This is a genomic window from Zhongshania guokunii, assembly GCF_040892635.1.
Taxonomy (GTDB): domain Bacteria; phylum Pseudomonadota; class Gammaproteobacteria; order Pseudomonadales; family Spongiibacteraceae; genus Spongiibacter; species Spongiibacter guokunii.
This window is the reverse complement of record NZ_JBFRYA010000014.1, coordinates 1-22,229: the sequence shown is the minus strand read 5'-3', so window position 1 is coordinate 22,229 and position 22,229 is coordinate 1. Positions and strand designations below refer to the sequence as shown.

23 protein-coding genes are annotated in these 22,229 nt (G+C 49.5%); 11 read left to right on the top strand and 12 right to left on the bottom strand.

Features of this window, described 5'->3' with window-relative positions:
* Positions 1-2: 2 nt before the first annotated feature.
* The 4 genes from AB4876_RS14810 to AB4876_RS14795 form a co-directional block, all read right to left on the bottom strand.
* Positions 3-1,100, bottom strand: coding sequence for an MBL fold metallo-hydrolase (locus AB4876_RS14810; protein WP_368382538.1), 1,098 nt, complete (start codon positions 1,098-1,100; stop codon positions 3-5).
* A gap of 107 nt (positions 1,101-1,207) precedes the next feature.
* On the bottom strand, positions 1,208-3,370 hold the full coding sequence (locus AB4876_RS14805; protein ID WP_368382537.1) for a xanthine dehydrogenase family protein molybdopterin-binding subunit: 2,163 nt from the start codon (positions 3,368-3,370) through the stop codon (positions 1,208-1,210).
* The gene (locus AB4876_RS14800) at positions 3,370-3,930 is read right to left on the bottom strand and encodes a (2Fe-2S)-binding protein (RefSeq protein ID WP_368382536.1); all 561 of its coding nucleotides are present in this window, start codon (positions 3,928-3,930) and stop codon (positions 3,370-3,372) included. Before AB4876_RS14800 ends, AB4876_RS14805 begins: the two co-directional genes overlap by 1 nt.
* A 217-nt stretch (positions 3,931-4,147) precedes the next feature.
* Positions 4,148-4,813, bottom strand: a complete 666-nt coding sequence (locus AB4876_RS14795) for an outer membrane beta-barrel protein (protein ID WP_368382535.1) — start codon at positions 4,811-4,813, stop codon at positions 4,148-4,150.
* A gap of 434 nt (positions 4,814-5,247) precedes the next feature.
* On the opposite strand from AB4876_RS14795, the gene AB4876_RS14790 reads away from it, so the two are divergent.
* On the top strand, positions 5,248-6,780 hold the full coding sequence (locus AB4876_RS14790; RefSeq protein WP_368382534.1) for a fatty acyl-CoA reductase: 1,533 nt from the start codon (positions 5,248-5,250) through the stop codon (positions 6,778-6,780).
* Positions 6,781-6,854: 74 nt separating this feature from the next.
* On the opposite strand, the gene AB4876_RS14785 is transcribed toward AB4876_RS14790, so the two are convergent.
* Positions 6,855-7,586, bottom strand: a complete 732-nt coding sequence (locus AB4876_RS14785; protein WP_368382533.1) for a lipoprotein intramolecular transacylase Lit — start codon at positions 7,584-7,586, stop codon at positions 6,855-6,857.
* 104 nt (positions 7,587-7,690) lie between these two features.
* Between AB4876_RS14785 and AB4876_RS14780 the strand changes: the two genes are divergently transcribed.
* Complete coding sequence (locus AB4876_RS14780; RefSeq protein WP_368382532.1) at positions 7,691-8,560, top strand: CPBP family intramembrane glutamic endopeptidase; 870 nt, start codon at positions 7,691-7,693, stop codon at positions 8,558-8,560.
* 22 nt (positions 8,561-8,582) lie between these two features.
* On the opposite strand, the gene AB4876_RS14775 is transcribed toward AB4876_RS14780, so the two are convergent.
* From AB4876_RS14775 to AB4876_RS14760, 4 genes are all read right to left on the bottom strand, one after another.
* Complete coding sequence (locus AB4876_RS14775) at positions 8,583-10,130, bottom strand: DHA2 family efflux MFS transporter permease subunit (RefSeq protein WP_368382531.1); 1,548 nt, start codon at positions 10,128-10,130, stop codon at positions 8,583-8,585.
* Positions 10,127-11,281, bottom strand: coding sequence for an HlyD family secretion protein (locus AB4876_RS14770; RefSeq protein ID WP_368382530.1), 1,155 nt, complete (start codon positions 11,279-11,281; stop codon positions 10,127-10,129). Before AB4876_RS14770 ends, AB4876_RS14775 begins: the two co-directional genes overlap by 4 nt.
* On the bottom strand, positions 11,278-11,763 hold the full coding sequence (locus AB4876_RS14765) for a MarR family winged helix-turn-helix transcriptional regulator (RefSeq protein WP_368382529.1): 486 nt from the start codon (positions 11,761-11,763) through the stop codon (positions 11,278-11,280). The genes AB4876_RS14770 and AB4876_RS14765 overlap by 4 nt, the downstream gene beginning before the upstream one ends.
* Positions 11,764-12,344: 581 nt before the next feature.
* Entirely contained in the window at positions 12,345-13,565 is a 1,221-nt protein-coding gene (locus tag AB4876_RS14760; RefSeq protein ID WP_368382528.1) for a GGDEF domain-containing protein, read from the bottom strand.
* A gap of 748 nt (positions 13,566-14,313) precedes the next feature.
* Between AB4876_RS14760 and AB4876_RS14755 the strand changes: the two genes are divergently transcribed.
* From AB4876_RS14755 to arsB, 4 genes are all read left to right on the top strand, one after another.
* On the top strand, positions 14,314-14,982 hold the full coding sequence (locus AB4876_RS14755; protein ID WP_368382527.1) for a cupin domain-containing protein: 669 nt from the start codon (positions 14,314-14,316) through the stop codon (positions 14,980-14,982).
* Between the two features lie 239 nt (positions 14,983-15,221).
* A complete protein-coding gene (locus AB4876_RS14750; protein ID WP_301029686.1) occupies positions 15,222-15,557 on the top strand; it encodes a metalloregulator ArsR/SmtB family transcription factor in 336 nt (111 codons plus the stop codon).
* 30 nt (positions 15,558-15,587) lie between these two features.
* Entirely contained in the window at positions 15,588-16,061 is a 474-nt protein-coding gene (locus tag AB4876_RS14745) for an arsenate reductase ArsC (protein ID WP_368382526.1), read from the top strand.
* A 2-nt stretch (positions 16,062-16,063) separates the two neighbouring features.
* On the top strand, positions 16,064-17,080 hold the full coding sequence (gene arsB, locus AB4876_RS14740) for an ACR3 family arsenite efflux transporter (protein WP_368382525.1): 1,017 nt from the start codon (positions 16,064-16,066) through the stop codon (positions 17,078-17,080).
* Positions 17,081-17,140: 60 nt separating this feature from the next.
* On the opposite strand, the gene AB4876_RS14735 is transcribed toward arsB, so the two are convergent.
* Together AB4876_RS14735 and AB4876_RS14730 are read right to left on the bottom strand one after the other, a co-directional pair.
* Positions 17,141-17,749: a glutathione S-transferase family protein gene (locus AB4876_RS14735; protein WP_368382524.1), complete on the bottom strand. Its 609-nt coding sequence runs from the start codon at positions 17,747-17,749 to the stop codon at positions 17,141-17,143.
* A 43-nt stretch (positions 17,750-17,792) separates the two neighbouring features.
* Positions 17,793-18,950 carry an iron-containing alcohol dehydrogenase gene (locus AB4876_RS14730; RefSeq protein WP_368382523.1) on the bottom strand — a complete coding sequence of 386 codons (1,158 nt, stop codon included), beginning with the start codon at positions 18,948-18,950 and terminating at the stop codon, positions 17,793-17,795.
* 283 nt (positions 18,951-19,233) lie between these two features.
* Between AB4876_RS14730 and AB4876_RS14725 the strand changes: the two genes are divergently transcribed.
* Entirely contained in the window at positions 19,234-20,133 is a 900-nt protein-coding gene (locus AB4876_RS14725) for a LysR family transcriptional regulator (protein ID WP_368382522.1), read from the top strand.
* 140 nt (positions 20,134-20,273) lie between these two features.
* Entirely contained in the window at positions 20,274-20,417 is a 144-nt protein-coding gene (locus tag AB4876_RS14720) for a type II toxin-antitoxin system ParD family antitoxin (protein WP_368382521.1), read from the top strand.
* Positions 20,418-20,621: 204 nt separating this feature from the next.
* On the opposite strand, the gene AB4876_RS14715 is transcribed toward AB4876_RS14720, so the two are convergent.
* A complete protein-coding gene (locus AB4876_RS14715) occupies positions 20,622-20,936 on the bottom strand; it encodes a hypothetical protein (protein ID WP_368382520.1) in 315 nt (104 codons plus the stop codon).
* A 136-nt stretch (positions 20,937-21,072) separates the two neighbouring features.
* Between AB4876_RS14715 and AB4876_RS14710 the strand changes: the two genes are divergently transcribed.
* From AB4876_RS14710 to AB4876_RS14700, 3 genes are all read left to right on the top strand, one after another.
* A complete protein-coding gene (locus tag AB4876_RS14710; protein ID WP_301029675.1) occupies positions 21,073-21,294 on the top strand; it encodes a TA system antitoxin ParD family protein in 222 nt (73 codons plus the stop codon).
* Positions 21,287-21,577 (top strand): type II toxin-antitoxin system RelE/ParE family toxin, encoded by a 291-nt coding sequence (locus AB4876_RS14705; RefSeq protein ID WP_301029673.1) that lies wholly within the window; start codon positions 21,287-21,289, stop codon positions 21,575-21,577. The genes AB4876_RS14710 and AB4876_RS14705 overlap by 8 nt, the downstream gene beginning before the upstream one ends.
* 475 nt (positions 21,578-22,052) lie before the next feature.
* A partial coding sequence (locus tag AB4876_RS14700; RefSeq protein ID WP_368382610.1) for a transposase occupies positions 22,053-22,229 on the top strand: 177 nt, incomplete at its 3' end.

Sequence of the window (22,229 nt, the reverse complement as noted above, 5' to 3'; positions counted from 1 at the left end):
ATTTAGACTTCCATTGGCCCAGTTTCTGGTTCGTACACGCCGCTATAAGGGCAGTTCTGCGGGTCAATGCTGCGAAAGCGGTATAAGCCGTCGGCATTGAGCTCGCGCACCATTCGTCCTTCTGCACACAAATAATGTAAATGCGCGATGGCTTCGCCAAGCGCCAAGCTAAGTTGGGACATTTCCACTTTACGCGCAAACAACACGCTAAATAAATCAATCGCAACCTTAGGCTCCACACAAACCTTTTCAAGCGCGGCCAAGTGGCCTTCGTGGTGGGCAATTAAATAATCTAACCGCGCATGCACACCATAGAACGGCGCGTTATGGGCCGGCATAACTAAAGTGTCTGCGGCCAGCTCAGCGCGAAAACGGCGCAGCGCAGTAAACCAATCAGCTAAGGGATTATCTTCTGGCTCATAGGGCATCACACTCACATTTGAGGTGATGCGCGGAATAATCTGATCGCCAGACAGCATTAAACGATCCGCCTCGCAATACAGCGAAACATGCTCTGGGGAGTGGCCGGCGCCGGTCATTACCAGCCAATCACGACCTCCTATGCGCAAAGTTTGGCCATCTTCTAAACGGCGGTACGCACTGGGGATGGGCTCGACAACGGCGCCAAAACCACGGTGTTTTTTGGCCATGGTATTGAGGTGATCCTGACTTACGCCCGCGCGGCTAAAATACTGTGAGGTAGTCCAGCTCAGCTCGCCGGTACTGGGCTGGCTAAAAGTGCGGGCGCTGTAATACTCTCGAAAGCTCATATACAGCGGTACCTGCAAATGCTCGCAGAGCCACCCAGCCAAACCAACATGGTCTGGATGCATATGAGTGCAAATGACGCCCAACACTGGTTTGCCCGCCATGGGGCCGGCAAACAGCAATTCCCAGCGCTCTTGAGTGTCGCCCCACTTCATGCCGGTATCCACTATCCACCAGCCTGCGTCATCTTCGAGCACGTAGAGGTTGATATGGTCTAGCGCCATAGGCAAGGCCATTTGCAACCAGTACACGCCCTTGGCAACCTCTTGCCACTGGCCTTTTTCTGGCGGCGCGGCGAAGGGGTAGGAAATATCCGAAGCTGACTGACTCATAGTAAATCCAAAATTAATTTATTAGCCAAAGCAATAACATACGGCGCTATGCTAACAGATTTTAGCAAGTATATTTACGGTCAATTCATCTGTTAGCAACACCGCTATTACGCTAGGCGAAGTGGTAATTGCCGCAGGCGTTGACCTGTAGCAGCAAACACCGCATTGGCCAAAGCTGGCGCCAAAGGCGGCACGCCGGGTTCACCGACACCGGTTGGCGCGGCAGCGGTGTCGACGCGATACACTTCAATTTCGGGTGATTCGTTCATGCGTAGTATTTCATAATCGTGAAAATTACTTTGCTGAACCGCGCCGTCCACAACGGTGATTTCACCTTTTAGGGCTGCAGTTAGGCCAAATACGATACCACTTTCCATTTGCATGATAACTATGTCGGGATTAATTGCCATGCCGCACTCTACCGCGCAAACTACTTTGTGGACCTTAATCTTGAAATCGCTAACCGACACATTGACGATCTGTGCCACCACGGTCGAAAAAGATTCGTGTACGGCTACACCTTGAAACTGCCCTGCAGGTGGCTTACCCCAATTAGCTTTGGCTGCAGCCAACTCTAAAACTTTGCGGCGGCGCGAGTCTTTTGCTAAATGCGCCAGCCGAAACATAACGGGATCTTGAGCGGTGCGATTGGCGAGTTCGTCAATGAAACTCTCCATAAAGAACGCGTTTTGAGAATGACCCACCGAGCGCCAATAACCGATTGGAATTGAGGTCTTCTGCATCACGTAATCGGTACGCATATACGGAAATTCGTAATCTGAGTGTACTAAGCCTTCGCTCGCGGCGGGGTCGGTGTCGGCTGCGAGCCCGCCAATTTTCTTGTGTAATCCGTTAGGAAGCCACTGGGGCAAAATGGAATTAGTCACGAATTGAACAAAGCCACCGATAATGCTGGGTGCAACGACTTTGGCTTGCAGGCTGCTGACTTCATTGTTGGCAATAGTCGCTGCCATTGCGACCGTTGAATTAGGCCGGTAAAAATCGCCACGCATATCGTCTTCGCGGCTCCATACTAGCTTAACCGGACGGCCACTCAGCTGGGCTATGCGGGCGGCCTCAACCAAATAATCCGACATAATTCGACGCCCAAAGCCGCCACCTAACATTTGGTTGTGAATCCGAATTTGCTCACGTTTAAAGCCCGTCGCGTCGGCAATTTCTGACAGGGCAATATCTGGCGACTGGTTGCCGGTCCAAACCTCAATGCCTTCTGCCGTTGCAACGGCAAGCGCGTTCATTGGTTCCATGGTCGCGTGGGCTAGATAGGGAACGTCGTACACCGCATCAAAACGCTCGCCAATGGCGGCGCTGCGCTCACCCTTTTCTTCAACGTTTTTGCCGTCTTCACTCACTAACAGTTGGTGACGCTCAGCTCGCAGTGAATCACTGTTAATACCGGCTAAAGGGCTCTCCCCCCACACTAACTTCACTGTGGCGGCGGCTTGGCGTGCTTGCCAGTAGGTGTCGGCTAATACCGCCACCGCGCCATCTACTTCTATTACCAATTTCACCCCAGATTTGCTCAAGGCTTGGCTAGCGTCAAAGCTCTGCACCTTGCCGCCAAATTGCGGGCAGCGCAGTAAAACAGCAGTTAACGCATCGGGATACTGCAAATCTATACCAAAAGTCGCTTTACCAGTGACTTTGGCGAGTGCGTCTAAGCGTTTGTTGTAGTGACCAATATACTGAAAATCTTGTGGTGACTTGAGAGTTACCTGTTTCGGACTCGGCAGACTCCGCGCAATTTCGATAAGACCTGCAAAACCCACTTCGCCACCGGCGTGTACTGCCTTGCCGTCTTTAAGGTTCAGCGCCGATTCCGGCAGCGAAAAATGCTCGGCTGCCGCCGCCCTAAGTAATGCGGCAACGGTGGCTGCAGCTTCTCGCACAATCACGTAATTTAATTTAATTGAGGAGCTACCGCCGGTAATCATGACATAAAACTCAGGGTCACGAAAATCAGGATGAAACTCCGCCTGCTGAACAGTTATAAGGGCCGGGTCCATATTCAGCTCTTCTGCTGCCATGGTTGCCATACCGGTGTAGACACCCTGCCCCATCTCCGATTTGTGGAGCTGTAATATAACTTCGCCGCTTGGGGTCACTTGTAAAAAAGCATTGGGCTGTAAATCTGCGGCGGAATAATGAGGATACTGAGCCCTCGCACAGCCACTCAAGTTAAAACCAATGGCCAAACCGCCACCGACTACTGCACTACTTTTCAGAAAAGCACGTCGTGAGATGGCCATTACACTATCTCCCCGTCGCTAATATGAGTGGTGTTTAAGACGACCGCTGCCGGGTCGTAATGCTGAACTCCCACAGTCGCCGCGCTTGATACAGCCCCCTTTAATTCCGCCGCGCGGTGAATCGCTTTACGAATGCGCGGATACGTACCGCAGCGGCAGATATTACCGGCCATCGCGCTGTCGATATCAGCATCAGTCGGTGCGCTGTTATTTGCCAGCAGCGCCACCGCCGACATGATTTGGCCAGACTGGCAGTAACCGCACTGAGGCACATTCATCTCTAACCACGCCTGTTGAACGGGATGCAAAGCGTCATCACTCTCTGCCAAGCCCTCAATGGTGGTAATTGAGCGGCCGCTTACATACTGAGCAGGATAACTGCAGCTGCGGATTGGACTGCCATCCAAATGCACAGTGCAGGCGCCGCACAAACCCATACCACAACCAAACTTGGTGCCGGTCATAGCTAAATGATCGCGGAGCACCCACAGCAAGGGGGTGCCCTCGTCAATGCTTAAAGTTTGCTGCTGCCCATTTAAAGTAAAGGCTAAATCTGCCATGTGTTCTCCGATAACATACGCAATGGACCATACTATACCGGTCCGCTAAAACAATGTCCTGTCACAGCAAACATTTGGGCGACAATTATGACGAAGCAAAGGGCTAACGCAGATTAATTCTTGTTCATAAACACAATAAAAAAGGCAGCGCTGTTGCCAGTGCTGCCAAAGGTGAACAATTGAAAATATTCTGCGCGGTGTTTTGCCGCGCAGAATATTAAAAACGTAAAACCAAATCTGCCGACAAGGTGTTCGCAGACATATTGACCGACTCGTCATCATCTAGCACATAGTGGTCGTACCCTATTTGCAGGTCGGCGTTCTCGGCGACCGCAAAGCGCAGGCCTACACCAATGTATGGATCTGTGCCCTCGACGGAAAACTTCCCGCTGCGACTATTGTCTTCCACAGTGCCAGCAAACTCCCAGGCGTAAACCCCAAATCGCGCATACAAACCCATCGCTTCGCGCTCGGGGGTGTGAACCTTAACACCGAGAAAAACACCGTCTACATCGCCATCCATATCAACACGTCCGGCGGTGTAACCATTGTTCAATACTTGCGAACCGTCGGAAAAACCGCTGGCGGTCAAGTTGCCTAAATCTACAAATCCCATCTCAAGCGCAAGCTCTGGGCTAAAGCCAAACCCCAAACCTAAGCGCAGACCTGTTGTTTCAGTATCTGAATTCACATCCGTTAATGAACCATCACCGAAGCTATAACGGAAGTCAGAGGATTTATAATCGTGTTCGACGGCGCTGACACCGCCAAATAGGTACATGCTCGGCCCACTTTGATACGAACTTCTGCCACGGTGCTCAGCAATGGCCATACTAGGAATCACAACAACAGAAGCGAGTGTTAGGGCTGATAGTAATTTCATGGCGGTGCTCCAGATTAAGTATGGCTGCAGTATGTTCGCTGTTAACTTAATCCCGCCTGAACACGATTTTTACTGTTAAATATTTACGCGGGGAACTATGCGATGAATAAACCTTCTCATGAGCACGCACCGAAATAGTTCTACTGCATAGCTGTGGTGCAAGCAGCCCTTAGCAGTATTGAAGGCGTCCTTGTATATAGGCGCTAAAACATCACCTTTTAAAAAAATACTTAATACTAAAGACCTATACTCGGGCCAAATAACAGCGAGTTACGCAGCTGAAACTTGGCGCACTTGATGCATTCACCTACGCAAGGCCAGCAGTGTCATATTTAGGTCAAGGTTTACGGCTAGTATAGATTTGATAGAAGCTTCCACCAATTGCAGTGACAGCAATTAGCTCAGCACTTCAGCGTTCAACGAGGCAAGCATTCATGGAAAAAAGTAAAGGCGTCTCCCAAACATTGCAACTCCTCAAGGGAAAGCACATTCTAATTACTGGAACTACCGGCTTTGTTGGCAAGGTAATGCTCGAAAAGATCATGCGCACAGTGCCTGATATTGGCGGCGTGTATTTGGTAATTAGAGGGAGTAAAAAGCACGCCAATGCGGGCAGTCGATTTGCCAATGAAATAGCTAGCTCCTCGGTCTTTGAACATCTCAAGTTAAATTCAGCCGAGTACTTTAACGACTTCTGCAACAACCGTATTCACTGCATTACCGGCGAAATAAGCGAGCATCAGTTTGGCTTGCCCCGGCAAGAGTTTCGCGCCCTTGCCGACAAATTAGACGCCGTGGTCAACTGCGCCGCCAGTGTTAATTTCCGCGAAGAGCTAGACCGCGCGCTGGCGATTAACACTCACAGTTTACGCAATATTGTTGAGCTGTCGGATATGGCCGGCAATATCCCCGTTATTCAGGTCTCGACGTGCTATGTGAATGGCTTTAATAAAGGCCATATCCACGAAACCATCGTAACACCCGCGCGCGGCGACATTCCTCGCCATAAAGCTGGCTACTTTGAGGTTGGCAATTTAATTGAGGAACTGGAGGAAAAAATAGCCGCGTTATACAAGCAGTACGAGGGTAAAGCATTAAAGGCGCAGCTGATTGATCTAGGCATTCGCGAAGCCAATGCCTGTGGCTGGAACGATACCTACACGTTTACCAAGTGGCTTGGTGAACAACTGCTATTAAAATCACTGCGCGGCTACTCGCTGACCCTATTGCGGCCATCCATTGTTGAAAGCACCCTGCGCGAACCTTCTCCAGGTTGGATCGAGGGCGTAAAAGTGGCCGATGCCATTTTGCTTGCCTACGCCAAAGAAAAGGTCACCTTCTTTCCCGGTAAACGCAGCGGCATTATTGATGTAATTCCAGCCGATTTAGTCGCCAACAGCCTATTGCTGTCCCTCGCAGAGCAGTTTAAAACTCCGGGCAATCACCACGTCTATCAATGCTGTAGTGGCTCAGACAACCCCCTCAGCCTAGGCGCCTTTATTGACCACCTCATGGCCGAAGCCAAAGAAAACCACGAGAGTTACGACAAGCTCTTTGCGCGACGCCCCCGTAAGCCGTTTATTGCAGTAGATAAGCGTCTATTTAATGCTATAACCCTGTGTATGCGCTTTGTGTTGCTTATCGCCAGCCAAACCCTCGCCAAGCTCGGTTGGAAGCGCGGCATAAAAGCGCGGCGTAACCTTGATGCGGCTATTGCGCTGTCTACCATATTTTCTTTTTACACCGAGCCGGAATATATATTCCACAACAACAAGCTTATCGACCTAGCCAAGCGCATGGGGCCAGCCGACGAAGCCCTATTTCCCGTTGATGCCCGTGCCATTAACTGGGAAACCTATCTGCGTAAAATTCATATGGCTGGGCTCAATTGCTATGCGCTCAAAGGTAAAAAGCAAAAATCGGTGCCAAGCACTCCGCTGGCCACTGTGCTAAAGCAAGCCGCATAAATCCACAGCGGCGCGCTTACCCGCGCCGCTAATCTCCTTGCAGCAAATCGAAGCTAAGCGACTTCAAACCTACATTAAGCCTGTACTCTAAACTTACTCTGCAGCAGCCCTAAAACGCGGTGTAGTCCCGCAAAAATAGCAACAGCAACAAGAGCTAAGCTCACGCCGATATACAGAAATAGATCCGGAGCCTTCATCATGGTCGACATCAGAGACTCCTGATAATAGAAAAACCATTGATGCCCCTCGGGGAAGATTAAAACGTGCAGCTTGTAAAATACATCTACCCAGCCCACCGAAAATATCAGAATACCAACGCTGAGTAACCAGATCGCATTTAAGGCAAGGAGCTGCTTATAGCTGGGCAGCCGCCACGATTTCACGTAAAACACGCCCAATACGAGCAACCATAGCGCGAGCACAATCGGCTGCCCCTGCTGCAAGGTGCTAATTAAATTAGCTACATCTTGTAAATGGATAATCTCGGCTTGGTGAAGTAATGGCGTGACGCTGCCGTTAGCAGTGGTATAGCCTATATCGCCAAGGCCTTTGCCCTGATGGGTTATAGCCTCGCAAATCTGGCCAAATAAATCGATGCGCTCTGCGCGACTGGTGTCGGCAAAACCACTGCGATAGATGTTCTTAGGGCCAACTTCGGCAATATTTTCGGCAATCCCAATATGATCATGCCAAAATCCATAAAAGAAGTTAGCGGCTAAGAGTAAGTGCCACGCTAAAATAAGGCTTATCACAAAGCTCAGTAGGCCATAGACTAAGTTGGCGACGCTGCGGCTGAATATCAGCATACACTGCCAGTTTCTAATTGGTGCTTAAGGTAAAATACGGGATTTAACATAGTAGTCTCGTTTTATTCTTCATTTGGGCGGCTAGGCGCGCCGAGAGAGAATCAATGATAAATCGTATCAGAACTGGCGCGGCCCATCTCGCCAAAACAACGCACCCTAAGCAAATTCTAAGCGCATTAGATGAAATCGACGCGAGTGCGCCCAGCTACAGCCTAACTCGTCCCCAAGCCCTGCGCCGGGTATTTATCGTTTTAGCCTGTGTTGCTGTCTGCCTCCTGCTCATTCATTACCTCAAATACTCCTCGGTCTTACTAAGCTTACTACAGTTAATAAGTGAGCTTATGGGCAAGCCTTATCACTACTTCTACCAAGTCCTGCGACAAACCGGCTTCGCCGATTTGATTATCTATGTGTGGTGGACGACTTGGCATATTGTTGGTTACGTGGCGCTACCCGCGCTCGTCATTAAGAAATTTATTCGCACGCCAATCGCCGACATGGGCTGGCGCTGGAACACCACCACTCAGCACTGGCGTGGCTACGCGTTACTGCTCTCCCCCATACTGATTTTTATTGTAATTGCCGCAAGTAGCCGCGACTTTGTAGCGCACTACCCGTTTTATCGCATGGCCGGACGCAGCTGGTTTGATTTTATCGCTTGGGAATTACTCTACCTTACCCAGTTTATTTGCCTGGAGTTTTTCTTTAGGGGATTTTTCTTACAGGCTTTGCGCCCCGCCGTTGGCGCCAACGCAGTATGGATTATGTGTATTCCCTACCTCATGATTCACTTTCCAAAGCTGTGGCCAGAGGCGGCAGGCGCCATATTATTTGGTTTATTCCTTGGTATTTTAGCCCTGCGCTCGGCGTCGATTTGGGGTGGATTCTTTGTTCACGCTGGCGTGGCTGTGGGGATGGATGTGGCGTCCTTACTAAAGCAAGGCAAAATACCGAGTGTATGGTGGCCATTTTAAGGCTTATTTTACCGTAGAAGCGCTAATCCATCACCGCAGATTCTAGGCTATCATCGGCTTTTCCTGGGCGTAGCAAGAGCAAAAACGGAATCGCAAACATCACCCCGTAAGCCATGTAATGGAAATTACCCAGCATACCAATCACCGCCGCTTGGCGTTGAATTTCTCCTTCTATTTGCATAAGGCTGCTAATGCCCAATAAGCCGGTAGACGAATTGAGATACTCGATCACCGCGGGGTTATACGGGTTTATATTTTCAACCAAAACGGAATGCGCCATCTTGGTACCGTAATCTTGATAAGCGAAGGCCAGCGCAATACCTGCACTGCTGCCGACGTTCCTTAACAAGCTATATAAGGCCGTGCCATCGCCGCGATATTGGGGCGCCAAGGTTGAAAACGTTGCCGCCGACAAGGGCACAAAAATAAAGCCAAGCCCCAAACCCTGAATAACCCCGCTCAATACAATATCCATAAGGCCAACGTCGGGGCTAAAGGTCGACATCCAATGTAGCGAATAAGCCAATAATAACATGCCCGCTAAAATTGGGATGCGGGTGTCCATACGGTTAATAATGCGCCCAGAGATTTGCATGGCAATCATGGTACCCACACCACGAGGTGCCATAATAACCCCCGCGGTCACAACCGAATAACCCTGCAAGTTTTGTAAAAATGGCGGCAATAGCGCAAAGGTAGAGAACAATACAATACCCAGCATGGCAATAAGAATCAGACCACCCACCAGATTACGGTCTTTAAATAGCTCTGGCGAAATAAAGGGCTTATCGGTGGTCAGGGTATGGCTAGTAAACAGATAAAAAGCGGTTATGGCTAAGAAGCACTCCAGCATTATTTCTTTAGACTGAAACCAATCTAAACTCTGGCCGCGATCTAGCATTAATTGCAGCGACGCAATAGCAATACTGAGAAAGGCAAAGCCGGTAAAATCCATTGGGTTATTGTTGCGTACCTTGGTGTCTGGTAACGCGGTTTTTAAAGCCCAAAATGCCGCCACACCAATAGGTAAATTAATATAAAAAACCCAGCGCCAGCTGTAGTTTTCGGTTAACCAACCGCCTAGTGCAGGGCCTATAATTGGCCCAATCATAACCCCCATGCCCCAAGCGGCCATTGCCGAACCCTGCTTTTCTGGTGGGTAGGTATCTAACAATGTGGTTTGCGACAAGGGCACCAATGCCGCGCCAAACATGCCTTGCAGCAGCCTAAAAAATACAATTTCGCTCAGGCTTGATGCAATACCACACAGCATAGAAGCTATCGTAAAACCGGCAATCGCGACCAAAAATACCGGCTTTACGCCGTAGCGATTAGCAAGATAACCCGTTGGGGTTGTGGCAATAGCTGCGGCAACAATATACGAGGTTAGCACCCACGCCACTTGTTCTTGCGACGCCGACAAGCTGCCCTGCATATGCGGCAGCGCCACATTAGCAATGGTGGTATCCAATGCCTGCATCATCGTAGCAGTAAGGGTGCCAAAGGCAATCAAGGCTGTGGAGCGAATTGCGCCCCGCCCCACTGCGCTGCTGTTAGCCAGGGAACTCACAAATGGCTAGCGACGACTGCTGCGTCGGTTTTCGGATGAGCAGCAGATTGTTTCGCTCCCAACATACTGAGCAACTTCTGCAAACGCGGTGGCACGCCGGTATCAACATGAACATTGGCGCTTAAGCCGGCCCGCAGCACCGATTCATTTTCGTGATGATGAATGGTGAGCCTTACCGGCAGGCGCTGTACAATTTTCACCCAATTGCCCGTAGCATTTTGCGGCGGCAGCAAGGCAAACTCCGCGCCAGTTGCCGGTGAAATACTGTGTACGGTCGCCGTCCAGCGCTCATTGGGATAAGCATCTATTTCCACTTCAACTTTTGAGCCTGGGGCCAGTTTCGCCAACTGATCTTCTTTAAAATTAGCCTCTATCCACGTATTGGTATTGGCAACCACACTAATAATAGGCAGCCCTGGCATCGCATATTGGCCCCGCTGGGGCACCTTAGAGACCACGCCATCAATAGGCGCACGTAAAATGCAGTGTTCAAGATTGAGCTGCGCCTTTTCTACTTTCGCCGCGGCCGCCAACACTTCGGGATGGCGCTGCTGGTCAATGTCAAACCGACCACCGAGCTTAGCCAAGGTTTCTGCACGCTCGCTCTCTAGCTTATTTACGGTATTACGGGCAACGCTTAGGTCGCGCTGCACCTGATCTAAGGACACCCCAGAGGCAACGCCCTTATTGTGTAAATCTTCAATGCGGCGCTGTTGTTTAATGGCAAAATCAAGATCGTCTTGCGCGGCAGCTAGCGCCGCTTGTTTTTGTACATAGGTCGCTCGCAAAGACGCTATTTGCATATAGGCCTGCTCTAGCTCGGCTTGGGCATCGTGTAGCTCTGCCTCAAAAACTTGCGAATTGATCTGCAGCAGAACATCGCCCGCGTTAACAACTTGATTTTCTTTAACCTGAATAAGCGCAATATTACCGCTAATCTCAGCGCCAACATTAACCACATCGGCTTTGATATACGCATTTTCAGTACTGATATAGCGGCCGCCAACAACAAATATATAAGCGCCCAAGCAAACCACCACGACAGGAACCAGCAGAAATAATCGCCGACGCAAACGCGTGCGCTGTATGGCTTTAGCCTCGTACTCAGCGTTACTTGCAGCGCTGACATCAATATTATGCTGATTACTCATGCTAGCTTTTCCTCCGAAACGGCCTGCAGCGCAGTATCCATTGCCACCGCCGAGTCACTTAAGTTCTGTTTTACACGCAATAACATCAGCTCTAACTGTTTGCGCTCGGCAGCATTAAAACCAGCTAAAACGGCCTCTCGCGTTTGCTCGGCAATAATATTAAGTTCCGCCAACAAGGGCTGAGCATCGTCAGTCAAAAATAAATTTAAAGAGCGCCGATCATTTTCAGGCCGCTCGCGCAGCACCAATCCCGCCTTTACTAAACGGTCAACACTTTGGGTAACCGTAACGGGGCTAACCTCTAAATGGCTCGCCAAACAGGCCTGATTAATTCCCGGCGCTCGCGACAGAATTAATAAGGTTCGCCACTGGGGCTGAGTGAGATTCATATGCTGGGCGCGACGACGAAAATCTTCGCGGACTAGCCTAGAAGATTCAGCCAGTATGTAGGTTGCAGAGTTGAGCGCATTGGTATTTTTCATTGCGGCAGCATAGCAAATACTTAAGCACCTAATCAATAGGCACCTAACTAATAGGCACTTAACTAAATAAGCCGGTAAGGTAAGATGCTAAGGTAGTGAATCGCATTGCTTTTGAGAATGGAGGTCTTATTTGCAATTGCGCATCAGAATGGAAGTTTTCATCAGAACATGATCGATTTCTTGGATTCTGGCGCCGTATCTGCAAAGTAGGCCGCGATACGTGGGCACACAGGGTAACTAAAGCAATCTATAAAAGCCTAGCCCTTACGAGCCAATATCACTTTGGGGTCACGCCCACCCTTACAACCCTCAACTAAAGCCTACAATATGAATTGCGACTAGGTATTCTGCTATTGGGTGAAAAGCGGGCGCTTGAAAATGTTTGCCGAGAGCTGAGGGTTAGAGACCCTCGGCTAGCCCGCTATGCTAAGACGTAGCAATGCACAATCAGATATACCTCGCTAGAGCCAATAGTTTTGCAATGCCGAGAAATAGCAGTATAGAAAAAGGGAACAGGCATCGCTTTGTCTTACAGGGTGAGCGTGCAGCGGCGATTGGGTTTGGGGGAATGTGATGTAGAGCTAATTCAACACAGCTTCTTTTGAGCAGTGTGCATCGACAATGACGATGTTGCGCCCGCGGCGCTTACCCACATACAGCGCTTGGTCGGCACGGGCCAAGACGGGTGCCAAGGTTGTTTCGCCCGGCGCCACCTGCGCCATACCCACCGTAACCGTCAGGTTCCGATCGACGAACTCTTTCGGGAATTGGTACTGCTCAATGCGCGCTCGCAAGCGCTCGACGACTTTATAGGTATCGGCCGGGCCGGACTCTGGCAGGGCGATCACAAATTCCTCCCCGCCATAACGACCTATAATGTCCGTATCCCGCAACTCTTCACGACACAGCGCCGCCACGGTGGCCAGTATTTTATCGCCCGCGGTGTGCCCCATCTTGTCGTTGATGGCTTTGAACTTATCGAGGTCAATCATGCAAAAGCCAAGTGGAGTGCCGTCGCGTCGACTGCGTTTTAACTCTCGTTCTGCCAGTTCAAAAAACCAACGGCGGTTATTCAGCCCAGTCAGACCATCAGTTTGCGCCAGATAGCGCAGTTCTTCTTCTAGGCGCTGCCGCTCCTTGATCTCTAACTGCAGGCGCTGATTAGTCTCGCGCTCGGCGAGCAGGGAGGTAAACTGCTCCCGCTGTAAACGATTCAGACGCAAGGACGCCAATAGCCCGATAACATTCGCCAACAAAAGTGCCAAGGTCGCGCCCACCATACCTTGCAGCTCAACAAGCCCAGTCGAATAAAAAGCCAGCAAAACGCCGGCGCTAAGATACACACAGCATGCAAACGCCCAGGGAATTCGATTGGGAATAAAGAGGTAAAGAGCAAGGGTCGCGGCCACTGCGGGGGTCAGCTGCGCCCCAATAATCTCGGTACGCAAAGGAACAATAAGTATAAGGCTCGTAATCAGTAAAAGGCAGGCAGCATTAAGCGGTATATCGCTGACGAGCAACTGTGGGTGGCGCGCTAGGGCGACCGCCAGAACCAGAAAAGCCAAGGCCACGACGCCGCGGATCACCACAAGGCGAAGGAAGGTCTCGCTAAGCCCCAGCAGCAGATAGTCGAACAAGCCCATCACTAGGAACAAGCCGGCCGTCACAAACAAGGCAATTCGCAACTGCCGAATATGCTGCGCTTGCACTGAGCTTCGGAAACAAGACTCAAGCTTGGCGTCGAGAAACTCGCCACTACAAGAACTCAAGCCGGTATGCGTCACGGAATTGGTATTTATCATGGGCTAACTGCGGCTCGTCGGAGATTGCAATGTAAATTACGCGCGCCAGCACATACCAAAGTGAGCGCGAGCACCTCGATAGCGCCAATATTCGAGTACAAGCTAACCGCCAGCATGCTCCTAAACTCCCGTGTTCAGCACCTTATACCTAGGAGGCAGGGTTTGGGTGAAGGAAAGCCGCCGCAGGTAAAGTTCGGAAGACTTGCCTTCATCAAGTTACACATCCAACCAGAAAAACGAAATACGCGAATATACTGACCTTGGCTCTTGCTGTTTGCCCGCCTAGGCGGCGTCCGTAATGAGCTGCCTTGATATATGCGGCCATTGTAGGCCCGCTATAATGACGCTAGAGCCTTGCGCACTGCTCGTCTAATTCCGTATTCCTAAGCTGGCAATCTGTGCGCTCAGAAGCTGCAAGGCCGAGAGAAAATGACCGAGCATTGAGGATCATTTTCAAATGCCACGCATAACTTGCAAATAGCAACCCAGTAAAAGATCATAAATACGCTATCTGGTGATTTTGCAAAGAAATAGAAAACTAGGAATTCAACCACAACTAAGCGTGGTAACCCTCTAATTTTATAGGGGATACAACATTGCAAACTAGCTTGCTTCTACATTAGTGGTTTCATTCTCAAGAGCCGTGCAAAGTCACGGAACCTCAAGCTTGCCATTTTTACAGCAAGCAACTTTTACCGATTGCATTATCCTAGACCTGTAAAAACGTCAATTTCACTGCGAGGCCCCTATGACAACTCTTCTTAATGCCAACTTTGGGCAGCGCATTGTTATTCGCCCAGCAGACTATCGCTGGGTTGACTCTCCTATGCCGGGTGTCGAGCGCATGATGCTGGATAGAATTGGGGACGAAGTTGCAAGGGCGACATCAATTGTTCGATATGCGCCTTTTAGCGAGTTCTCAAGTCACCTTCATTCTGGTGGTGAGGAGTTTTTGGTCTTGGATGGTGTTTTTGCAGATGAGCATCAGAACTATCCCCCCGGCAGTTATGTGCGCAACCCCATTGGCAGCTCACACACACCTAAAATTGGTAAAGAAGGTGCGACCATTTTCGTCAAGCTCCACCAATTTAGCGAAGCCGACGCTGCGCAAAAAGTCATCGATACCAATGCTGAGTCTTGGCGACAAGGCCTAGTCGACGGGTTAAGCGTTATGTCGCTGCACGAATTTGAAGGCGAACACGTTGCATTAGTAAAGTGGGCGCCAAATACCCAGTTCAACACGCATCAACACTGGGGTGGCGAAGAGATCTTTGTTTTAGAGGGCACGTTTCACGATGAGCACGGTAGCTACCCAAAAGGTTCGTGGTTGCGTAGCCCTCATCTGAGCCAGCACACGCCATTCACAAAAGACGACGGTGCGCTCATTTATGTTAAGGCAGGCCATTTAAATACATAAGGCGCCTATCGAAAACGCCTTTAGCTTTAAAGTGTACTTCGGGCTTAAACCGCAGAATGTAAGGGCGGCGCAATACCTAGCGCCGCCCTTCTTACTGCAACGATAATTTCCAACACAGTTTCGCCTAAAATCACCAACACCTATATCAAAACTAGACATAGCGCTTTACAATATACGCATATCCATATATTAAGATGTATCACTAAGGCGAGCGCCTCAACAGATACGGAGAAACGAGCTTGTTCAATTTAGCGCAGTTTTTTAAATGCCTGTCTGACGAGACCCGCCTCAACGCCACCTTATTGATACACCAAGAAGGTGAACTCTGCGTTTGCGAGTTAATGGTGGCGATGGACGACAGCCAGCCCAAAATTTCTCGGCATTTAGCCCAGCTGCGCAACTGCGGCCTATTGGCGGATGAACGCCGCGGCCAGTGGGTTTTTTATAAAATTAGCCCCGCCGCACCCGACTGGGCCATGGCGCTGCTTAAACAAGCTTGCGCTGCACATCAAGACACCCTCAGCACGCTTGCGCTTAAGCTAAAAAACATGCCCGACCGCCCTTCTTGCTGCTAATCCACCGTTTAATTTAATCGAGGTTTCCTTATGAAAATTCTGTTCATCTGCACCCACAATCGCTGCCGCAGCATTTTAAGCGAAGCCATTACCAATCATTTAGCGGATGGCCGCATTACGGCTTACAGTGCAGGCAGTCAGCCTGCTGGCGAGGTTCACCCGCTGTCACTGAAATACCTGCAACAGCGCGGCATTTCAATTGACGGACTACAAAGCCAGTCTTGGGATGATTTTGAAGCCATTAAACCCGATGTGGTAATAACCGTGTGCGACAGCGCCGCCAACGAAGCCTGCCCAGTGTGGTTTGGCAATACCGCTAAAGTGCATTGGGGTTTGCCAGACCCGTCTAAATTGGAGGGCAGCGAGGCCGAGATTCAATCGGCATTTAATTCGGTAATGGACACCATCGAAATCCGCGTTCGCGGCTTGCTGAGTTTAGATATTGCCGCAATGAGCGGCGCCCAATTACAAACTACCTTGCAACAGTTGGCTGAGGAGATTTAATCATGGGAGTTTTTGAGCGCTATTTATCGGTGTGGGTTGGGCTTTGTATTCTCGCCGGCGTGAGCTTAGGCAATTTTTTACCCGAGGTATTTCAGTGGTTTGCCGCCCTGGAATACGCCCATGTCAATATTCCGGTCGCCTTATTCATTTGGGTCATGATTTACCCAATGATGATTCAAGTGGATTTTTCGTCAATTAAAGACGTGGGCAAAAAGCCCAAGGGCTTGGCGCTAACCTTGGTGATTAACTGGTTAATAAAGCCCTTTAGCATGGCTGCGCTGGGGTGGTTGTTTTTCCGCGTGGTGTTTGTCGATCTGGTCGACCCGCAAACCGCCAGCGAATACATTGCCGGTATGATCTTGCTCGGTGTTGCGCCCTGCACGGCCATGGTGTTTGTGTGGAGCCACCTTGTTAAAGGCGACGCAAATTACACCTTGGTGCAAGTATCGGTAAACGACCTGATTATGATTTTTGCCTTTGCCCCCATTGCAGCATTTTTATTGGGCGTAAACGATGTAACGGTGCCCTGGGCCACCCTACTGTTTTCAGTGCTGTTATATGTTGTGGTGCCGCTTGTCGCGGGTATTGTTACCCGTAAGTTACTCGACTCCGCCGACAACCACCTGCGCTTAAATCAGTTTATTCAAACCTTAAAACCCGTTTCTATCGCGGGCTTACTGGCAACGGTGGTGCTGCTATTTGGCTTTCAAGCACAAACCATCATCGGCAGCCCACTGGCTATTGTGCTAATTGCAATTCCACTGTTATTGCAAACCTACGGCATTTTCGCGATTGCCTATGGCGCCGCTAAAGCCATGAAGCTTCCTCATAATGTGGCCGCGCCAGCTTGTATGATCGGCACCTCAAACTTTTTTGAGTTAGCAGTGGCAGTTGCCATATCGCTATTTGGCTTACAATCGGGAGCGGCCTTGGCCACGGTGGTTGGCGTTTTGGTAGAAGTACCAGTAATGCTAAGCCTGGTCGCTTTTGCTAACCGAACTCGGCACTGGTTTGATTAAGATTTCTAAACTGTAGAACGAAGCCATGCGCCTGATTCACTTAAATCAGGCGCATCACGCCTAGCCTAGGCTAGCAGCCTTTTGATAGGCGGGGCGAGATTGCACCTTGCTTAAATAAGCCAAGGTATGCGGCTTGTCTTTGATCAAACCATCGCGATTAGCAATTTCCAATATCATGGTCATCATAATATCGGCAGCGCTAAATTCAGCGCCGGCAAAGTAGTCCCGTCCAGCTAAAGTCGCCTCAATATAAGCAAAATCTACCGCAATTTCTTTGGCAATATAGCCATCCAAAGCTTTATCCCCAGCCCGCTCTTCGCGCTGCATAATCATATTGATTATGACGGGCATCGCCAGCGAGCCCTCGGCAAAGTGCAGCCATTCCAAATAGACGTAATAATCGGCACTGGTTTTGGCTGGCCGCAACCGCTGCTTTGGATCTTGATCGAGCAGGTATTCCATTACCGCGCCAGACTCGCACAACGTCTGCTCGCCATCCACAATCACTGGCGATTTGGCCAAGGGGTGAATCGCCGCCAAACTGGCCGGTGCAAGATTGGTCTGCGGATTGCGCTGGTGGTGAACAATCTCGTAGGGCATTGCTAGCTCTTCTAATAGCCAAAGCACCCGCTTAGAGCGAGATTGATTCAAGTGATGAACAGTAATCATATTAGCGCCTTATTAAATAATGTAAGTGAATATCTAATTGCTATTACAGTGCGGTCTCTAATATTTGACGACTAATTTCTGGCGTTACCGCTCTCTGCTCGCCCAGTTTCACCATGCCATGTTCGGTGAGATTCGCGATTAAATTGTCGATATGGCCGCTATTCAAATCAACGTGCGACATACGCGTAGGTACACCCATCGTTGTAAAAAATTCCTCGGTAAGCGCAATCGCGCGATCTATTCGCGAATCATCGTCGCCGTCTTTTAGCTGCCAAACCCGCTCAGCGTATTGCAGCAACTTCTCGCGCTTCACCTCGCGGCGCACCTTCATTACCGCAGGCAACACAATCGACAACGTGCGCGCGTGATCAATGCCATGTGCAGCCGTTAACTCGTGGCCAATCATATGGGTGGTCCAATCTTGGGGAACACCGGCGCCGATCAAACCATTTAAAGCCAACGTCGCCGACCACATAATATTAGCCCGCACCTCTAAATCTTGTTTCGACTCCGCCGCCAGCGCTTTAGGGCCATCTTCTATCAAAGTTTGCAGTAAACCTTCGGAGAAGCGATCTTGCACCTTGCCGTTAACGCCGTAGGTAAGGTACTGCTCCATCGTGTGAACAAAGGCATCAACCACGCCATTACCCACCTGCCGATCAGACAGCGACAGCGTAACCTTTGGGTCTAGCACTGCAAATTGCGGCTGTAATAACGGGTGCGAAAATGCGCCCTTATGGCCATGACGAGTAACAACCGAACCGGCATTACTTTCTGAACCAGTGGCTGGCAAGGTGAGCACCACGCCAATAGGCAGTGCTTGGGTGATTTTTGCGCGTTTGGCAATAATATCCCAAGGGTCGTCGCCCTCATAAAACGCCGCTGCCGATATAAATTTGCAACCATCGGCCACCGAGCCACCACCCACTGCCAGAATATAGTCCAGTTGGTGCTCCTTAATCAGCGGAACTGCCTTAATCAACGTGTCGTAACTTGGATTGGGTTCAATGCCAGAAAACTCAACTACAAAGCGCTCGCCTAAGCCCGCAATCACCTCATCGTAAATACCATTACTTTTAATGGAGCCGCCGCCATAAGCCAGCAACACTCGCGCATTAGCTGGTATTTCTTTGGCGATAATTTGAGTTTGCCCCTCGCCAAAATGAATGCGGGTAGAATTCGAAAAACTAAAATTCAACATAAAAGCTCCATTAATAAATTGGTCTTAAAATAACGATTGTGCCAAGACGAGACATAACAAGATTGGTGTATAGCGCCAATAATATCCAAACACCCTTCCCGCCGATTACTGGCTCTGCACTGCGAGGAAAAACCCGCAATGTCGATACTGGTAAACAGTGTACGCCCCGCCATTAATGTAAACAATGCAGATAAATATGACTTCATTGGATCAAATATTGATACAATCAGCGACATTACACCGGCCTAATATTCAGGTTTAGGACTAGCGCGGAACAACACATATGGACGTTTCTTTTGACCAGCTTAGAAGCATGGTGATATTTGCTCAAGTTGTAGAGCAGGGTAATTTTAGCGCGGCAGCCAAGCATGTCGGTCTATCCCGCGCCGTGGTGAGCTACCACATAAAAAAGCTAGAAACCCAACTCGGCATTAAGTTATTAAACCGCTCCACTCGATCAATCGCCCTAACCGAAGCCGGCGAACAGTATTACCAGCGGTGCCGCAGTATTGCTGAGCAGGCCTCGGCGGCAAATCAACAGATCGAGAACCTAAAAAGCGAAGCCATTGGCCTGCTAAAAATTACCTGCCCCGTCAACTTGGGCTTGCAGGCGGTCATCCCCGCCTTAAACGACTTTAAAAAGCTCCACCCCAAAATTGAACTCGACGTGATGCTCAGCGACGAGCGCATCAATATCTTACAAGAAGGCATTGACCTAGCAGTACGCGGCGCCCCGCTGCCCGACTCAGGTTTGCAAGCGATAAAACTCACCAGCCTACAAACCTGCCTTTGCGCAGCCCCCGCCTACCTCGCCAAACACGGCCTGCCAACTAGCCCCGCCGACCTAAGCAAACACAACTGGGTAATATACAAACTCACATCAGGCGAAATTGCGCTGCGCAAAGGCAGCCGAAACTACAGCATTAAAGTTAACGGCACCATTAGCACCAACAACGCCGCAGCACGCACCGTTTTTGTAGAGGGCGGCCACGGCCTTGGCCGCGTCCCCCTCTACGATGCCCAGCCAAAAATTCTCGCCGGCAGTTTAGTGCGCATATTAGAAGATTACACACTGCCAAATATCGACGTTTACGGTGTATACCCACCAGGCAGTGCCAGCTCTAAAAAACTGCGCTTGTTATTGGATTTTTTACTTGAGTATTTTCGGGCTTATTCGAATTGAGGGTGTTTCGATATATATCAGGCCAATTACCCAAGCAAGGAAATATAAAACAATAACCTTTCTAAAGGCAAAGAAAAGGTCCAGCCTACTTGTGCTCAAGTTTAAAAAGCTATCCCAATTTCATATTCTATTTTTTAGTCATGGCTAGAAATACCAGCATTACCCTCGCCCCTCACTTTGACGAGTTCATTACTGCACAGTTTAAAAATAGCCGCTATAGCTTAGTGGGTGCCGCGCAGGCCGCGCTTTTTGCGGCCGGAGTGAACTTGACCACTTTGCTATGAGTTTTTATTGCGCGATTTCCCATGATTGCTTCACATATTACCTCAAAGAAGGCGATTCACTCCTTTTGACTCATAGCGCCCGCAACATGGGCGGCCAAAAAAGCGCAGCGTTTTGGACGTCCCAGCGACCAACGGGAGCGAATGCTTGCGCTTGTTATGAATTTTGAAGGATAAAATCACCATACCCCCAGATGATAGTTCCGACTACGGCCACGATAACACCGTGGCCGTATATAGTTTTTCTGGCGCTTTGAGATACTGAGGAAGCTCTAGTATTGCTTGATCCAAACCTTCTGATGCATGGAACACATGAGATATTTTTGATGCACATATCTCAGCTAGCAGCGCGAATATTACCGTGATAGATCCCGCTCGCTGAAACCAAATTTCAAAAGGCTCTGACTCAGGCCGCGCAACAGGTAAAGACATAGCTATTGGAGCGGCTATCGCAATGGCGATGCACACCCAAAATCCAATCCAGTTTGACTTGATAATCTGATACTTAGTCTTGGCTTTCATACGAATTCATAACGCTTGGGTAATGCGCGGAAAAACCGCAGGGTTTTGGAGTTGCATTGACCCGCTTGCTGCAACTTGCCTCATTTGTGGTATATTGCTACAATCAGGGCGAAATTGAACCCAAGAGGATATGACCGTGGCAACCACTAGCATACGATTAGACCAAGACCTTATTGATAAAGCCACTATTATGGCAAGAGCACTGAACCGAACACCACCTAAGCAAATAGAGCATTGGGCTAAAATTGGTGAAATGATGGAAGATAATCCCGATTTGCCCTATGAGTTTGTGAAGCAAGCAATCATTGCACAAGCTGAAAAAGATGCCGGAAAACTGGAGCCCTACGATTTTGGCTAAGGCAACTAGTGTTTTACAAACACCGAGCTTCAAAAAAGCCGTAAAGAAACTTAAGCCCAACCAAAAGAGAGACCTGGATACTGCCATTAAGGAACTAATGGCGAAACCAGGACTTGGTGAGCAGAAAAAGGGCGACTTATCTTTTTTGCGTGTGCATAAATTTAAAATGAATAAGCAGCTTACGTTGTTAGGATACAGTTTTAATGATGGCACACTGACTCTCGAATTAATGGTACTTGGTTCGCATGAAAATTTTTACCGCGATATCAAACGCAACACTTAGAGTTGTAACGAGGCTGTAGATTTTCTGATTTAGCAGAACGCATGATTCCTCGCGCCTCAAAATCTTGTTTATTTTCGGTTTTCTTCACAACGCATCCCGCTCCTTTGGATTTCTATCACCCCGCTTCGTTTTGCTCTAAGGCACCACTTTAAGCTGTAAATGGCCCTTGTTCCGCCTAATGTAATTACACCGAACTTCATTTAGATTCCCAATAACGCCTTGCTTTGGGGCGCCGTAGCGACAGCGAAGGCGGCCCAGCAGCGAGGCTTTTTGCGCTGCGACAACAGCAACTTGTTAAGTGTTTATTCTGCCTTTGAAACAATTTCATAGACATCAGCTCCGGTTTGACCGCCGCGCCATCTTCGTAGCTCAATTCGCCCACGGTAACCAGGCTCAATAATAGGCGACCACTGTGTTGAATAGCCCCTATCACTGTAGACACTCCGCATGGTAAAAATTAACCATCGGAGGAAGTATGAATCAACGTCGTAAATTTACTGAAGACTTTAAGCAAGAGGCAGCCGCTCAAGCCATTGAACGTGGCTACCCCATTAAGGAAGTTGCCAATCATTTAGGTATTTCGGATAAGACGCTATACAACTGGGTCAACCGTTTTAGGGTGCCTAGTAATGAACGTGGTACCCAAGATGAT

What these genes read in the sequence shown, in the direction of transcription:
- AB4876_RS14755 (WP_368382527.1), top strand. Translation starts at nt 14,314, where the DNA reads ATGACAACTCTTCTTAATGCCAACTTTGGGCAGCGCATTGTTATTCGC.
- AB4876_RS14745 (WP_368382526.1), top strand. Translation starts at nt 15,588, where the DNA reads ATGAAAATTCTGTTCATCTGCACCCACAATCGCTGCCGCAGCATTTTA.
- AB4876_RS14785 (WP_368382533.1), bottom strand. Translation starts at nt 7,586, where the DNA reads ATGCTGATATTCAGCCGCAGCGTCGCCAACTTAGTCTATGGCCTACTG.
- AB4876_RS14730 (WP_368382523.1), bottom strand. Translation starts at nt 18,950, where the DNA reads ATGTTGAATTTTAGTTTTTCGAATTCTACCCGCATTCATTTTGGCGAG.
- AB4876_RS14735 (WP_368382524.1), bottom strand. Translation starts at nt 17,749, where the DNA reads ATGATTACTGTTCATCACTTGAATCAATCTCGCTCTAAGCGGGTGCTT.
- AB4876_RS14770 (WP_368382530.1), bottom strand. Translation starts at nt 11,281, where the DNA reads ATGAGTAATCAGCATAATATTGATGTCAGCGCTGCAAGTAACGCTGAG.
- AB4876_RS14810 (WP_368382538.1), bottom strand. Translation starts at nt 1,100, where the DNA reads ATGAGTCAGTCAGCTTCGGATATTTCCTACCCCTTCGCCGCGCCGCCA.
- AB4876_RS14725 (WP_368382522.1), top strand. Translation starts at nt 19,234, where the DNA reads ATGGACGTTTCTTTTGACCAGCTTAGAAGCATGGTGATATTTGCTCAA.
- AB4876_RS14760 (WP_368382528.1), bottom strand. Translation starts at nt 13,565, where the DNA reads ATGATAAATACCAATTCCGTGACGCATACCGGCTTGAGTTCTTGTAGT.
- AB4876_RS14795 (WP_368382535.1), bottom strand. Translation starts at nt 4,813, where the DNA reads ATGAAATTACTATCAGCCCTAACACTCGCTTCTGTTGTTGTGATTCCT.
- AB4876_RS14720 (WP_368382521.1), top strand. Translation starts at nt 20,274, where the DNA reads ATGGCTAGAAATACCAGCATTACCCTCGCCCCTCACTTTGACGAGTTC.
- AB4876_RS14780 (WP_368382532.1), top strand. Translation starts at nt 7,691, where the DNA reads ATGATAAATCGTATCAGAACTGGCGCGGCCCATCTCGCCAAAACAACG.
- arsB (WP_368382525.1), top strand. Translation starts at nt 16,064, where the DNA reads ATGGGAGTTTTTGAGCGCTATTTATCGGTGTGGGTTGGGCTTTGTATT.
- AB4876_RS14765 (WP_368382529.1), bottom strand. Translation starts at nt 11,763, where the DNA reads ATGAAAAATACCAATGCGCTCAACTCTGCAACCTACATACTGGCTGAA.
- AB4876_RS14805 (WP_368382537.1), bottom strand. Translation starts at nt 3,370, where the DNA reads ATGGCCATCTCACGACGTGCTTTTCTGAAAAGTAGTGCAGTAGTCGGT.
- AB4876_RS14790 (WP_368382534.1), top strand. Translation starts at nt 5,248, where the DNA reads ATGGAAAAAAGTAAAGGCGTCTCCCAAACATTGCAACTCCTCAAGGGA.
- AB4876_RS14715 (WP_368382520.1), bottom strand. Translation starts at nt 20,936, where the DNA reads ATGAAAGCCAAGACTAAGTATCAGATTATCAAGTCAAACTGGATTGGA.
- AB4876_RS14800 (WP_368382536.1), bottom strand. Translation starts at nt 3,930, where the DNA reads ATGGCAGATTTAGCCTTTACTTTAAATGGGCAGCAGCAAACTTTAAGC.